The organism is Novosphingobium sp. YAF33 (genome assembly GCF_052113265.1).
Lineage (GTDB): Bacteria > Pseudomonadota > Alphaproteobacteria > Sphingomonadales > Sphingomonadaceae > Novosphingobium.
The window spans coordinates 491,976-505,230 of the sequence record NZ_JBFRCW010000001.1; the positions used below are offsets into that span (position 1 = coordinate 491,976).

Genomic DNA, 13,255 nt, shown 5'->3' on the forward strand with positions numbered 1-13,255 from the left:
CTTGTCGCACCAGGACGGCAGTTTCCGTCCATCGGGTACGATAACGCACGGCGACGGATTCCGGCACTGTGTGAAATCACATGCCGTCATGAACGAGGCTCATCAAAGAGCGTTCCCGGATCAGGACCGGGACGATGGATTTCTCAGGCGGCGGTCCTGGTCCTTCCCCGCAGGAGCGAGGCGAGCAGGCCCGCGCTGCCGGCCAGCAACACGGCGTCGATCAGCACCGCACCCCCTTGCGGCAGCGCCGCCGCTCCGTGGATGAAGGCCAGGATCGCCAGCAACGCCGTCAGGGCCCAGCGCCAGGCACGCGCCAGCCGGGGGCCGGGAACCGTCTTCGCCAGCGCCGAAGCCAGGATGGAAAGCACGGTGAAGGCGAGCCAGGCGGCGGGCAGGGACGCTTCGGGCGCAAACCGTGCCAGCAGCGCGGTAAGGCAGAGCACGACCGGCTGCCCCCAGCACACCGCAGCCCAGATCCGCTCCCACTGCGGTGCGGGGCGGCCCCGGTCGCGGCGACGGGCGAGCCAGATGGTCACGCCGCTGGAAGTCACCACGCACAGCGCGATGCCCAGCAATCCATAGGCAAGCCGCACGGCCAGTCCGCCATACCAGCCGAAATGGACCTGGCCGATGCCGCCAAGCACGCGGGTGCCGGTCACGAAGTCTTCGGGGTGTTCGTCGGCCACCACCTTGCCCGCCGCGTCGAACCGGGTCTCGTCCTGCTGGACCAGCAGCTTCGCGCGGCCGCTGAGCACGGTGACACGCATGTCGGCGCGGCCCGCGCGCTCGACCATGACGTTCTGCGGCGCGGCATCCGGCGCACGGGCGCGGGCCTGCGCGATGAGAGCCGCGATATCGGGCATCGGCACCGCCCGCGTATCGACCGGCGGCGGCGCATCCAGGAAGAGTTCGTAGACCTTCTTCATCCCGCCCTCCGGATAGAGCAGCAGGGCCAGCACCGCGACGATGATGGTGCTGAGGCCGAGCAGCGCCCCGGTCAGCGCCAGCGTGAAGTGGAACGGCAGCGCCCAGATCCCCAGGCGGTTGTGCAAGTCCGCCTCCTGCAACCGGCGCGAACCACCGAGCCGCAAGTGGAAGGCATCGCGCAGCACGCGCGGATGGGCGAGGATCCCGGAAACCAGCGAGGACAGCAGCGCCACCCCGGTCAGCCCGACGATGAATTCGCCCCAGCTACGCGGCAAGTGCAGGTTGACGTGGAGGTGGATCAGGAAATCGGTCCAGCCGGCTTCGAGGTCCGACAGCGAGCCGTCCTCGGCCACGGCCCACTTGCGCTCGAAAGTCGGGCTGAAAGCAACCAGCGACGCGCCCTCCTTCGCAGGTGTGGGCAGGGCGAGGTAAAGGGCGGTATCGGCGGGCGCGTGCTGCGCACCTTCGGCAATGGCGCGCGCGGCAGCGGCATCGCTCAGGCTGCGCGCGACCGGGGTGGCGGGCACTTCCCAGCGTTCGAGATCGGGCGCGAAAACGGCCACCGTGCCGGTCACGCAGACGAGGTAGATCACCGCCGCGAAGGCGAGGCCCAGGATCGAATGGCTGCTGAGCACCGAACGCACCGTTTCGGGCGAAAGCGGCCAGCGCCATTGTTTCTTGCGGGTATTGCTCATGCCGACGCTCCCAGATGGGCAAGGCCGAAGCCGACTACGCTGGTGGCGACCAGCACCGCGGTCGCGCGCAGGATGCGGCGGTCGGCCAGGGTCCAGGTCATGGCGAGGCCCCAGAGCACCGGCATCAGCAGTCCGCCGATCACGATGCGGGTGCGCGGGTCGCCCGGCAGGTAGACCGTGACGCAGAAGGCGACCGCCATCGCGGCGGTCATCCCCAAAGGGCCGGCCAGCAGGGTCCGCAGCACGCCGCGCCACAAGCGCCCGGGCTCGTCCAGCGGCTCGGGCGCCGCTTCCATCTCGCGCAGGCGCGCGGCCTTGCGCCGCACGCGGCCCAGCCAGACCACCGCCAGCGCGCCGATGCCCTCCATGACCAGCCCCAGCGCGAGGCCCTTCACCGGCCCGACCAGGAACGCCGCGGCCAGCAGCAGGCCCAGCAGAACGACCCAGCCCCCGGCAATCATGCCGAGGGCCGAACCGTCACGCCGCAGCCACGAGCGCCGCAGCAGGAAGGCGCCGAGCGCACCTCCCGCAAGCAGYAGGAGGCTGGCCGGCCAGATCACCAATGCACTCCCGCGCCCAGCCCGAAGGTCTGCGGCTCGCCCAGGATCGCCTGATGGATCGCCGCATATTCGTACTGCTTGTACTTCTCGTCGAAGATGTTGCGCGCGAAGAGGAACAGCGACCAGTTCTCCGTCTCGTAGCCGAGCTTGCCGTTCACCAGGGTGCGGGCCGAGACCTTGTATTGCGACTGGTCCTGGCCGACGCCGGTATAGACCGAGGTGCGGTAATTGGCATTGACGTTGGCGGTGAACCCGCCGCCGAACTGCGCATTGGCGCCGCCCGAGAGCGTCCAGCGCGGCGCATAGGGGAACTGCGTGCCCTGAAGGTCCACCGTGCTCGTCGCGCCCGTAGGCAGGGTGAAATCGTCGAACTTGGTGCGAACGTGGCCGATCGAGGCATAGAGGTCGACGCCCTTCGCCACGTTTGCATTCGCCTCCACCTCGAAGCCGTAGAGGTGCGATCCGGCGGCGTTGACCGTGTTGTAGTCGTAGGCGTTGAGCCCGAAGTAGGCGGTGACCTGCTGGTCCTTCCACTCCATGTAGAACAGATTGGCGTTGAGGGTCAGCCGCCCGTCCAGCCACTTGGAGCGCAGCGAGGCCTCGTAGTTCCAGCTATATTCGGGATCGTAGGGGATCAGTTCGGCGCGGGCCGGGTTCTGGCTCGACCCACCCGAGCGATAGGCCCGCTGCACGGTGAAGGCGGTGGTGAGGTCCGGCGTCCAGTCCATGCTGATCCCCGCCTTGGGCAGGAAGGCATTGAACGTGCGGCTGTTCGACGCAAGCGGCGAAGACGCGTCGGACACGAGGCCGAGCACGCCCTGGTTGATGACCGAGATGACCGGCGCATAGGCCGTGCCCATGAAGTTCACGTCCGGCAGCGTGCCGTTGAAGGCGGCGACGGTCTCGGCCGCATAGCGGTTGCGCTCGTGATCGAAACGGAAACCGCCGATCAGCGTCAGCCGGTCCGCCAGCTTGAAGCGGGCATCGCCGAACAGGGCCATGGTCTCGACCTTCTCGGGCTGCTCGGCGCTGTAGGCCACCGGGATCACGGGAAGCTGGGCGCTGTAGGCATTGGCGATGAACTGCGAGGTCGCGGCGTTGAAGCCGCGCGATTGCAGCAGGCCCGCGATCGTTGCGGTGGGGGTGGCGATGTTGACGCGGCTGTTCTGGTCGATTGCGCCGGTGCGGCGATAATACCAGGCGCCGAGCAGGCCGCTCAGCCAGTCGCTCTCGTAATTGAGGCGCAACTCCTGCGTCAGCGTCTTGTAGAGATAGCGATTGTCGATCGCCTGGATGTCCTCGGGCGTGCCGTCGGTATCGATCACCGAATGGACCTTCGAACGATTCCACGAGGTCACGCTCGACAGCTTGAGACTGTCGGTCAGCGGATAGCTGATGTTGAAGACCGCCAGATCGCTGTCGATCTTGCCGCGGCTGGGCTGGTCGCCCGTGGAGATGCGGTGGTCGTAATAGTCCGGCACGTCGGTCCGGGCATATTCGTAGAGGTAGCCGCCGTCGCGCCGCACGCGGTTGTAGCTGGCCACCGCTTCGAGACCGGGAATGGCGCTCGGCGTCCACTTGAGCTTGCCGCGCAGGTTCAGCGACTTGAGTTCATCGTCATAACCGCCGCGGGTGACGTTGCGGATCAGTCCGCGATCGGCGCGGCGCTCGGCCGAGAGGCGCAGGCCCAGTTCGTCGCGGACGATCGGCCCGCCCACGGCCGCCGAGAAGGTGCGGTCGTCATGCTCGCTCCAGAGCACGCGCGCGTCGCCGGTCCAGCGGTCCAGCGACGGGTCCTTGCTGGTGATGACGATGCCGCCGGCCAGGGCATTGAGGCCCTGGATGGTCGATTGCGGCCCGCGCAGCACTTCCACTTGCTGCACGTCCCACATGTCGGTCGGGCCGCCATAGAGCGCCCACTTGGGAATCGGCGCGCCGTCGACATAGACGCTGGCCGTATCGGCCTGCCCGCCCGCGCCCACGCCGGTATTGCTGATGCCGCGAATGGTGAAGCCGGACGAACCGTAAGTCTCGGCCAGATTGGCGGTGCGGTTGTAGACGTCCTGGATGGTGATCAGGTTTTCCCGCTCGATCCGCTCGGGCGTGATGACCGCGATGCTGGTCGGCGTTTCCTGAAGCGTGCGGGCGCTTTTCTCGCCGGTGACGATGATATCGTCCGGGCTGGTGGTAGTCCCCGCCGCGGGATCGCCGGGCACGCCCTGCTGCGCCTGGACGGGAACGGCGAGCGCGGCAGCGGCAACGCCCGTAAGCAATACGGAAAATCTGAACATGAAACCCCCTGTTTCCTCAGGCGGCGACATAGATTTTCTCGATATTGCGAGTCAATCGCATTCTCAATAGCCGTGACCGTAAATCCGATGGCGTGTCCTTCCTGCTTCGGCCCGGCCTGCTCAGATGCGCAGACTGGCCATCACCACTTCCCGGTTCTGGCGGTTTGCCTCGAAGCGGGTGAGATCGGGGTCGTTGTCCAGGATAGCCGCGATGATCCGCAGCCGCCCCGCCCGCCAGAGCCCGACACCCGCGCCGAACGATTCGACCACCGGGGAGGCCCGGGTCGAGGCATAGTGCAGGGTCACGCGCGTCAGCATTTCGAACAAGGGCCTGCGGACCATCTGAAACAGCAGCTCCTGGAACTCCAGCTCGAATGCCCCGAATTCCGCCATCGAGCGGAAGGCGGCCGCGCGTTCGCCCAGCCCCGCCAGCCGGTCCCGCAGGGCCTGGTCGGTGCATCGCGCGGCCGCCGTCGCCAGTTCGGTGAACAGCAGGGAGGTCATGTCGAGCGCCTCCTCGTAACCCGCCGGGTTCATCCGCATGTAGGAAACCATGGCGCGTTCCAGCGCCGCATCGTCGGGCCGCGTGCCGTAATAGCCCCCGCCCGGGCCGCGCCGCACTTCCAGCAGGCCCTCATGTTCCAGCACCCGCGCGGCCTGCTGCAGCGTGACGATGCCCACTTCCAACGCGCGGGCCAGCTGGTGAAGCGAGCCGAGCAAGGCGCCGTCTTCGCAGGCGAAAATGCGTTCCCGCAAGGTTTCGGTCGTGCGTGCCACCAGGTTGGTTCCCCTGCGGCGTCCCGGCGACAGATCCATACACTCTCCATAATGTGCCTATTATTTGGCATTCATGGCCATTCTCGGCCCAATTTTGGCAAATTCAAGTCAATTGACCGCGTATATTTGCCTTCATACCTTTCGCCTGAAACCGAGCGGCATCAAGCGCCGCCCCTGGAGAGGATCGAAAGAGGATGGGCTTCCAACATCCCGACATCTCGGCATTCCCCGAGATTTCGCTGGTCATTGGCGACGAACGCGCACGTTCCGGCAGCGGCGCGGACTGGGGCCATGTCTACCCCGGCACCGGCCGCGTCACGCGTGAAGTTCGCCTTGCCAGCCCGGCCGATGTCGACCGCGCCGTCGCCGCCGCCAAGGCCGCGCAGCCGGCATGGCGCGCCCTGCCCGGCGACAAGCGGCGCGACCTGATGTTCCGTCTTGCCTCGGTGATCGAGAGCAAGGCCGCCGAAATGAGCCCTCTGCTTACGGCCGAGAATGGCTCGATCCTGATTGCCGGCGGGCACATGAGCCTCGATGCCGCGCAGAAGTTCCGCTATTACGGCGGCTGGGCGGACAAGATCGACGGGCGCACCGTCTCCACCTGGGGCGGCCCGGCGCACGACTACGTGATGTACGAGTCTTACGGCACACTGGGCGTGATCGTCCCCTGGAACGGCCCGCTGTTCGCCGCCACGATGGTGATGGCGCCTGCGCTCGCCGCCGGCAACTGCGTGGTGCTGAAGGCGCCGGAACTGGCGCCGTGGTCGCTGATGAAGCTGATGGAGGCGATCCACGAAGCCGGCTTCCCGGCAGGCGTCGTCAACCTCGTCACCGGCGGGCCGGACGTGGGCGCGGCGATGGTCGATCACCCCGGCATCGACAAGATCGAATTCATCGGCAGCGGCGCGACGGCGAAGAAGATCCTCGCCAGCGCCGCGCAGACGTTGAAGCCTGTCGGCCTCGAACTCGGCGGCAAATCGGCCGTGGTGGTGTTCGGCGATGCGGACTTGCAGGCGGCGGCCAAGCGGGGGCTGTCCGGGGCGGTCAGCGCCAATGGACAGGGCTGCGTCAACGGCACGCGCCTCTTGGTGGAGCGCTCCGTCTACGAGCCCTATCTCCAGATGCTGAAGGCCATGGCCGCGCATGTGAAGGTGGGTGATCCCTTCGCCATGGACACCTTCATGGGCCCGGTGATCTCCGAAACCGCGCTCGATCGCATCGACGGCATGGTCCAGCGCGGGGTCGAGCAAGGCGGCGAAGTGCTTTGCGGCGGCGCGCGGATGGAAGGCGATCACGGCGAAGGCTACTTCTATCCGATCACCGTTCTTGCCGGTGTCGCCCCCTCCAGCGAGATCGCCCGCAATGAAGTGTTCGGCCCGGTCCTCGTCGTCACCCCGTTCGACAGCGAGGAAGAGGCGATCGCGCTGGCCAACGACAGCGACTACGGCCTCGGCGCCTATGTCCACACCACCAATCTCACCCGCGCCCACCGCGTCGCCGGGCGGATGATGGCAGGACAAGTGCAGGTCAACGGATCGGGCGAGGCGATGACGCCTTGCGTGCCCTTTGGCGGCATGAAGCATTCCGGACACGGCCGCCTGGGCGGGATCGAGGGCCTGCGCGAATTCCAGCAGGTCCGCAACGTCTGGGTCAACCTTCAGGACTGAGGAGACGGTCATGGCACTGCTAGACCCCATCGAACGCGGCCAGCGCGGCCTTGAGACCGAGGCCGAAGTCACCGGCCGCACCGCCCACGAACCGGCGACGCTGTTCGAACAATCGTGGCGCGATTTCGTCTTCGCCGAAGTATGGACCCGCCCCGGACTGCCGCGCCGCCCGCGCTTCCTGGTGGCGATCGCCAGCGCGGTGACCTGCGGATTGCAGGACAGCCAGATCGATGACTTCGTGCGCGGCGCATTGAACACCGAGGTTCTGACCCTTGCCGAACTGCGCGAGGCGGCACTGCACCTCGCCGTCTACGCAGGCTGGGGCAATGGCGGCAAGCTGGACCGCGCGGTCACGCGCGTGGCCAAAGAACTCGGCCTGCCACCTACCGAAGTCCCCGCGATCTGCCCCGACCCATGGGACCCGGACGTCCGCAGCCAGCGCGGGCATGACGAATTCGCCAAGGTCATGACCTTCGCCCCCGGCCCGCCGGCAACGCCCTATCTGGAAGGCATCAACAACTTCGTGTTCGGAGAGATGTGGTGCCGTCGCGGCTTGGACGAGCCTTCGCGCCGCTGGATCACACTGGTCGGCGTCTGCGAATCCGGCGCGGAAATCCCGATCCGCAGCCATATCCATGCGGCCATATCGAGCGGTAACTGCCAGCCTGCCGAGATGCTCGAATTCTGCCTGCAATATGGCACGCACGCCGGCTGGCCCAAGGCCTCGCGCATTCAGAGCGTGGTGCTGGAGATGATCGACAAGGTAGCAAAAGGGCTCCCCTGGCATGCAAGTGACAAGATCACGACCGGCTTCATCGGCCTCGGCTCACAAGGCGGCCCGATGGCAGAGCGAATGCTGGCGGCCGGATACGAACTGACCGTCTGGGCGCGGCGGCCGGAGGCGACCGATGACCTCGTCGCCAAAGGCGCGCATCGTGCAGCCTCGGTTGCCGAACTTGGCGAGCGCTGCCGGCATGTCGGCGTCTGCGTGGTGGACGATGCCGGTGTCGAGCAAATCTGCGCCGAGCTTCTCCCGGTCATGAAGCCGGGCAGCGTCCTCGTCATCCACTCCACGATCCTGCCGCAGACTTGCGAGCGATTGGCGACCGAAGCCGAAGCACGCGGCATCGCCGTGCTCGATGCCCCGGTCAGTGGCGGCGGCGCGGGTGCGGCGGCAGGTACGCTCACCGTCATGTGCGGCGGCAGCGAAGCGGCCTTCGCCAAGGCCCTTCCCGTGATCGAGAGCTTCGCAGGCAAGACGGTGCTGCTCGGCCCGGTCGGCTCCGGCCAGCGCGCCAAGATCGTCAACAACGCGCTGATGGCAGCCAACATGGGCCTTGCCCATGCCGCGCTCTCCTTGGGCGAAGGACTGGGCATCGACCGCGCGGCGCTGGCCGATCTGGTCAAGCATTCCAGCGGCCGCAGCTTCGGTTTCGAGGTCTACGCCCGCCTGCCCTCACCCAGCGCCTTTGCGCATGGCGGCAAGCTGCTGCGCAAGGACGTGGATCTGCTCGGCACGATCACCACGCCCGACAATGCGCTTGCCTACGCCGCCGATCCCTTCCTCGACGCGGCGCTGACCGCAATGGAGCAAGCCGCCTCATGAGTGTGATCTTCAAGACCCTGGACATGACCGGCAAGGCCGCCGTCGTCACCGGCGCCGCATCGGGCCTTGGCCGCATGACCGCGCTGAAACTGGCGGAGGCCGGCTGCGACCTCTGGCTGGTGGACGTGAACGAAGCGGGCCTCGCCGAAACTACCGAGCTGCTCGCCCCGCATGGCCGCAAGGTCGGCAGCGAAGTGGCGGACTTGTCCGATCCCGCCGCCTGCCACGCCGTGATCGCCCATGCGGTGGAGAAATTCGGCCGGCTCGACGCGCTCTGCAACGTCGCCGGGCTGATCTACCTCGCCAACACACCGCAGATGCCGCAGGCGCAGTACGAGCGCACCATCGACGTCAATCTCAACGCCCCGTTCTTCCTCTCGCAGGCGGCGATCCCGCACTTGCTGGAAGCGAACGGCGCGGTGGTCAACGTCGCCTCCTGTGCGTCCTACATCGGGGAGGCCTATGCCGCCGCCTATTGCGCCAGCAAGTGGGGCCTCGTCGGCATGACCAAGGCCATGGCGATGGAATTCCAGAAGAAACCCATCCGCATCAACGCCGTCGCGCCCGGCGGCATGATTACCAATATCGCGACCAACTTCACCCCGCCGGAAGGCTGCGACTTCGAACTGCTCAAGCGCTTTTCGGGCCTGCGCGGGCAAGTGGAGGTGGAGGACGTGGCCGACCTTGTCGTGCTGCTCGCCTCGCCCGCCGGTCGCGGCTTTCACGGCGCCTGCCTCTCGCTCGATGCGGGCATCACGGCAGGCTGACAGGAGACAATTGCAATGACATTCTCACTCGACCAGTTCCGCCTCGACGGCAAAGTGGCGGTCGTCACCGGCGCGGGCGGACGCGGCAATTCCATCGGCCGCGCCTATGCGCTTGGCCTTGCCAACGCAGGCGCTTCGATCGTCGTCGCCGATCTCAACGGCGATGGTGCCAAGGCCGTGGCGGACGAGATCATCGCGGCCGGCGGCAAGGCCGTGGGCGTGCAGGTGGATGTTTCGGATGAAGCCTCCACCCTCGCGATGGGCGCCGCTGCCAAGGAAGCCTTCGGCGGCGTCGACATCCTGATCAACAACGCCGCGCTGATGGTCGACGTCAGCTACGACAATTGCGAGACCATCGGCCTCGACGCCTGGAACAAGGCTTTCGCGGTGAACCTCAACGGCGCGCTGCTCTGTGCCCGCGCGGTGATCCCCTCGATGCGCGCGCGCGGTGGCGGGCGGATCGTCAACCAGACCTCGGGCGGTGCTTTCCCGGCAACCGGGCTCTACGGCATCACCAAGCTGGCGCTGGTCGGCCTGACCACTTCGCTGGCCAAGCAGTTCGGCAAGGATGGCATCACCTGCAACGCCATCGCCCCGGGCAATGTCACCTCGGACGCGGGCAAGATGCTGGTGCCGGACGATTCGCCGTTCATCCAGTTCCTCAACATGACTTGCGCGCTCAGGGCTCGCGGCGCGCCGGACGAACTGGTCGGCACGGCCCTGCTGCTGTGTTCGGACGCAGGCGCGTGGATTTCCGGCCAGACCATCCATGTCGATGGCGGCTGGGTGCTGCGCCCCTGAACGCGGCGATCAGCAGAGTTCCCTGACCTCGAGGTCGCGGCACGCCTTGGCCCGATAGAGCGAGCGATCCGCGCGGACGATCACGTCGTCGATCCGCCGGTCGTCCGCTTCCACGGCGGCAAGCCCCATGCTCACGCTCCAGCGGTCGGTGAGAGCCCCGCTCATTTCGAGACGGCGGCGCAGGCGCGTCATGAAGCCCTCGGGATCGCGGCACTCTACCGGCAACAGCACCAGGAACTCGTCGCCGCCCAGTCGCGCGGCCTGGCCCGCGTGTTCACCGGCCAGCGCAGCCGCCTCGCGGCCCAGGCTTATGAGCACCTGATCCCCCGCGCCGTGGCCGTGACGGTCGTTGATGGCCTTGAAATGGTCGACGTCGATGGCGATGACCGCCGCGCCGGGGCGCAGGAAGCGCAGCGCCACTTGCTCCAGCCCCGCCCGGTTCCAGCAACCCGTCAGCGGATCGCGCAGAGCAGCGGCGCGCAGGGCCCGCTGGACCTGCTCGACGGGAATCGCCAGCAGCGCCAGATTGAGCACGCCCAGCAGCACCTGGTCAGAAAGCAGCGCCAGGAGCGCCACGAGGTTCTTCCCCGGCAGCTCGAAGAACATGCCGCATATCGAGAGCGCATATCCGGGAAGATATCCCAACATCGCCAGACCGGCGAGGCGCCCGCCCACCGAGCGCCGCGCGCCGTGACCGAAGGCCAGTATGAATCCGGCCAGCCCCATGGAAATCGCCAGCCCCGCCGCATCGCAGACGCTCTGCCCGCGCTCGGTTCGCGCCATCCAGCCCAGCGCATCGAGCATGCCCGGGAGAACGTGGCCGAGGACCGCGCTGGCCACCGGCACGATCATCCACCAGCGCCAGGGCCGCCCGCCTTCCAGCGCATAGACACCGGCGACCGGAAGCGCCTGGGTCAGTCCCAGCACGGCATAGATCGCCATGCCCGCCGCCAGCGAACCGCGCGGAGCGGCGGTGAAGGCAAGGAGCACGGCGGTGTAGAGAAACGACGAGAGCGCCCAGTGGACGAAATGCCGCGCGGATCGGTCCCGCAACCAGAGCACGCCGAACACGAACCCGAAGGCGCTCGACGACAGCATGCTGCACAGGCGGAGGGTATCGACGTCGGGAAAGGTCATCGGACTCGCTTGGATCGAGAGCAGCCCAATGCCATGCAATGGTTAACAATCGTCTCCGCAGAATGCGCCGCAACCCACCGCCGTCTCGCCTCGCTCGATCTGGACAAGGTAAAGGGCCGGCCTTGGGTAAAGGGGCCGGATCCTCACGGCGAGGCACCGGGATAGCTGTCAGCCGGTCTGGCGCAGCAGGTTCCGTCCCTCGTCCTTGGCCTGGTAGAGCGCGCGATCGGCCCGGCCCATGAGTTCCTCGCGGTCGATATTGCCCTTGAGCGGCGTGAGGCCGATGCTCACCGTCACCTGCTGAAGGTCGAGCGGCTCCCAATCGATGGCCTCGACGGTGCGGCGCACGCGCTCGGCCACGGCGAAGGCCATCTCCGCGTCGGTGGCCGGCAGGACGATCAGGAATTCCTCGCCGCCGACCCGGCCTACGAGGTCCGATCCCCGGATCGCCAGGGCGCAGACTTGCGCCACGCGGCGGATCACCTGATCGCCCACGGCATGGCCGAAACGGTCGTTGATTTGCTTGAAGCGGTCGATGTCCAGCACGGCGATGGACAATGGCCCGCCCAGGACGGCGGCCTTGGCGATCTCGGTATCGAGGAAGGACAGAACCTTGCGGCGATTGGCGATCTCGGTCAGCGAATCGGTTTCGGCCAGATGGATCGCCTCGTCCGCTCGGGCTTCGGCGCGGGCCCGCGCGCTCGCAAGTTCCATTGCCGCAAGCACGCGGTTGGTCACGTCCTGGAAGATGCCGAAGATCGCGCCGGGCTTGCCATCCTCGCGCAGTTCCACTTCGCTGCAGCTGTAGACGTAGCGGATTTCCCCGTCCGAGCGCACGATTCGCGATTCGAAATCGAGAGGCTCCAGCGATTCCAGGCTCTGGGCCAGCTTGTCCTGCACCAGCGACCGGTCTTCGGGGTGGTAGAAGTTCATCGCCGTGTCCAGCGCCGGATGCGTACTGGCTTCAAGGCCGTGGATGCGGAACACCTCTCCCGACCAGAACAGCCGCTGTTCGGCCAGTTCGAGCCGCCAGTGCCCCACTTTGGCAATGCCCTCCGACATCTCGAGCCAGCGCTTGCCGCGCTCCACTTCCGCGAAGCTGCGGTCGCGCATGGCCATCAGCGCGGCCAGGGGCAGCGCCGAGACCAGCAGGGTGAAGAGGTAGAACTGGAAGAACAGCACTTCCAGTTCCGTGTCCCTATGCGCGCTCAGAAGGCTGATCGACCCGCGACCCTGCCAGATCGCCACGGAACCGATCGCCGCAATGATCAGGATGCTGCAGGTGGCGCCGGTCGCGCCCAGGAAATAGGTCGCGAACAGCACGCCGAGCAGGGGCAGGAACAGCAGCGGATAGCTCGATTGCGTGAAGACCGCCGCCGCCAGGAACGTGACCAGCACGAGCACGACCGCCGTGCTGCCGGCATGGCTGCTCGTCTTCGTCGGTCCGCCGGGCCCGGGGTGAGCAAAGTTCATGATCAGCGGCACCACGATCATGATGCCCAGCGCGGCCGTCGTCAGCCAGGAGACGAACATGTGCCCGAAGCCGTTCCCGATCAGCAGGGCGGCGATCGCCGCGCTGACCGAGGCAGCCAGGATCGCGGCAAAGCAGAAACGCAGGATGGCGGCGATGTGGAAAAAGGAATCGTTGCGCCGCTCGATGTCGCGCATGATCCAGAAGGCGACCAGCGCCTCGATCACGTTGGCGGCCGTCTGTCCCAGCGCGAGCAAGGGCAGTCCGCTCCAGGTGAAGTTGGCGAGGAAGCTGGCCGCGGTCAGCGACAGCAGCACCCATCGCCTCTCGCCGGGCTGCGCCAGCAGGAGTGCGGCCACGGCCACGCCGCTGGCCGGCCAGACGGTGGCGATACCGTCGGCCCCCCTCGTCAACTGAAGAGCTATGGCGGCGAGGACGAAATAGAAGAGGCCCGCCAAGACCGCGACCAGAATCGTCCTACGGAGATTACTGCTACCCACATTCCGGAGATAGCCGTCCGCTCGAACGATTTCGACCGAATAACGCAGAGATGGAG

10 protein-coding genes are annotated in these 13,255 nt (G+C 67.0%); 4 read left to right on the forward strand and 6 right to left on the reverse strand.

The genetic code is table 11. The features are described 5' to 3' along the window. Positions 1-143: 143 nt before the first annotated feature. From AB4Z00_RS02235 to AB4Z00_RS02250, 4 genes are all read right to left on the reverse strand, one after another. Positions 144-1,622 carry a PepSY-associated TM helix domain-containing protein gene (locus tag AB4Z00_RS02235; protein WP_442044763.1) on the reverse strand — a complete coding sequence of 493 codons (1,479 nt, stop codon included), beginning with the start codon at positions 1,620-1,622 and terminating at the stop codon, positions 144-146. Next, complete coding sequence (locus AB4Z00_RS02240) at positions 1,619-2,185, reverse strand: hypothetical protein (protein ID WP_132268556.1); 567 nt, start codon at positions 2,183-2,185, stop codon at positions 1,619-1,621. The genes AB4Z00_RS02235 and AB4Z00_RS02240 overlap by 4 nt, the downstream gene beginning before the upstream one ends. Further along, entirely contained in the window at positions 2,179-4,473 is a 2,295-nt protein-coding gene (locus AB4Z00_RS02245) for a TonB-dependent receptor (protein ID WP_134094020.1), read from the reverse strand. Before AB4Z00_RS02245 ends, AB4Z00_RS02240 begins: the two co-directional genes overlap by 7 nt. A gap of 120 nt (positions 4,474-4,593) precedes the next feature. Further along, positions 4,594-5,289: a transcriptional regulator gene (locus AB4Z00_RS02250; RefSeq protein WP_442044765.1), complete on the reverse strand. Its 696-nt coding sequence runs from the start codon at positions 5,287-5,289 to the stop codon at positions 4,594-4,596. Between the two features lie 155 nt (positions 5,290-5,444). Between AB4Z00_RS02250 and AB4Z00_RS02255 the strand changes: the two genes are divergently transcribed. Genes AB4Z00_RS02255 through AB4Z00_RS02270 form a run of 4 tightly spaced genes read left to right on the forward strand, consistent with a single transcriptional unit; the run spans position 5,445 to position 10,091 of the window. Next, positions 5,445-6,917 (forward strand): aldehyde dehydrogenase family protein, encoded by a 1,473-nt coding sequence (locus AB4Z00_RS02255; protein ID WP_442044767.1) that lies wholly within the window; start codon positions 5,445-5,447, stop codon positions 6,915-6,917. Positions 6,918-6,927: 10 nt separating this feature from the next. Continuing rightward, on the forward strand, positions 6,928-8,523 hold the full coding sequence (locus AB4Z00_RS02260; RefSeq protein WP_442044769.1) for an NAD(P)-binding domain-containing protein: 1,596 nt from the start codon (positions 6,928-6,930) through the stop codon (positions 8,521-8,523). Next, positions 8,520-9,290, forward strand: coding sequence for an SDR family NAD(P)-dependent oxidoreductase (locus tag AB4Z00_RS02265; RefSeq protein ID WP_442044771.1), 771 nt, complete (start codon positions 8,520-8,522; stop codon positions 9,288-9,290). Before AB4Z00_RS02260 ends, AB4Z00_RS02265 begins: the two co-directional genes overlap by 4 nt. 15 nt (positions 9,291-9,305) lie before the next feature. Then, entirely contained in the window at positions 9,306-10,091 is a 786-nt protein-coding gene (locus tag AB4Z00_RS02270) for an SDR family oxidoreductase (protein WP_442044773.1), read from the forward strand. Positions 10,092-10,100: 9 nt separating this feature from the next. Here the strand turns inward: AB4Z00_RS02270 and AB4Z00_RS02275 are convergent, their stop codons facing one another. After that, positions 10,101-11,228, reverse strand: coding sequence for a diguanylate cyclase (locus tag AB4Z00_RS02275; protein ID WP_442044775.1), 1,128 nt, complete (start codon positions 11,226-11,228; stop codon positions 10,101-10,103). A gap of 168 nt (positions 11,229-11,396) precedes the next feature. Then, the gene (locus AB4Z00_RS02280) at positions 11,397-13,199 is read right to left on the reverse strand and encodes a diguanylate cyclase (RefSeq protein ID WP_442044777.1); all 1,803 of its coding nucleotides are present in this window, start codon (positions 13,197-13,199) and stop codon (positions 11,397-11,399) included. Positions 13,200-13,255: the final 56 nt, after the last annotated feature.

What these genes read in the sequence shown, in the direction of transcription:
- AB4Z00_RS02235 (WP_442044763.1), bottom strand. Translation starts at nt 1,622, where the DNA reads ATGAGCAATACCCGCAAGAAACAATGGCGCTGGCCGCTTTCGCCCGAA.
- AB4Z00_RS02245 (WP_134094020.1), bottom strand. Translation starts at nt 4,473, where the DNA reads ATGTTCAGATTTTCCGTATTGCTTACGGGCGTTGCCGCTGCCGCGCTC.
- AB4Z00_RS02250 (WP_442044765.1), bottom strand. Translation starts at nt 5,289, where the DNA reads ATGGATCTGTCGCCGGGACGCCGCAGGGGAACCAACCTGGTGGCACGC.
- AB4Z00_RS02255 (WP_442044767.1), top strand. Translation starts at nt 5,445, where the DNA reads ATGGGCTTCCAACATCCCGACATCTCGGCATTCCCCGAGATTTCGCTG.
- AB4Z00_RS02260 (WP_442044769.1), top strand. Translation starts at nt 6,928, where the DNA reads ATGGCACTGCTAGACCCCATCGAACGCGGCCAGCGCGGCCTTGAGACC.
- AB4Z00_RS02265 (WP_442044771.1), top strand. Translation starts at nt 8,520, where the DNA reads ATGAGTGTGATCTTCAAGACCCTGGACATGACCGGCAAGGCCGCCGTC.
- AB4Z00_RS02270 (WP_442044773.1), top strand. Translation starts at nt 9,306, where the DNA reads ATGACATTCTCACTCGACCAGTTCCGCCTCGACGGCAAAGTGGCGGTC.
- AB4Z00_RS02275 (WP_442044775.1), bottom strand. Translation starts at nt 11,228, where the DNA reads ATGACCTTTCCCGACGTCGATACCCTCCGCCTGTGCAGCATGCTGTCG.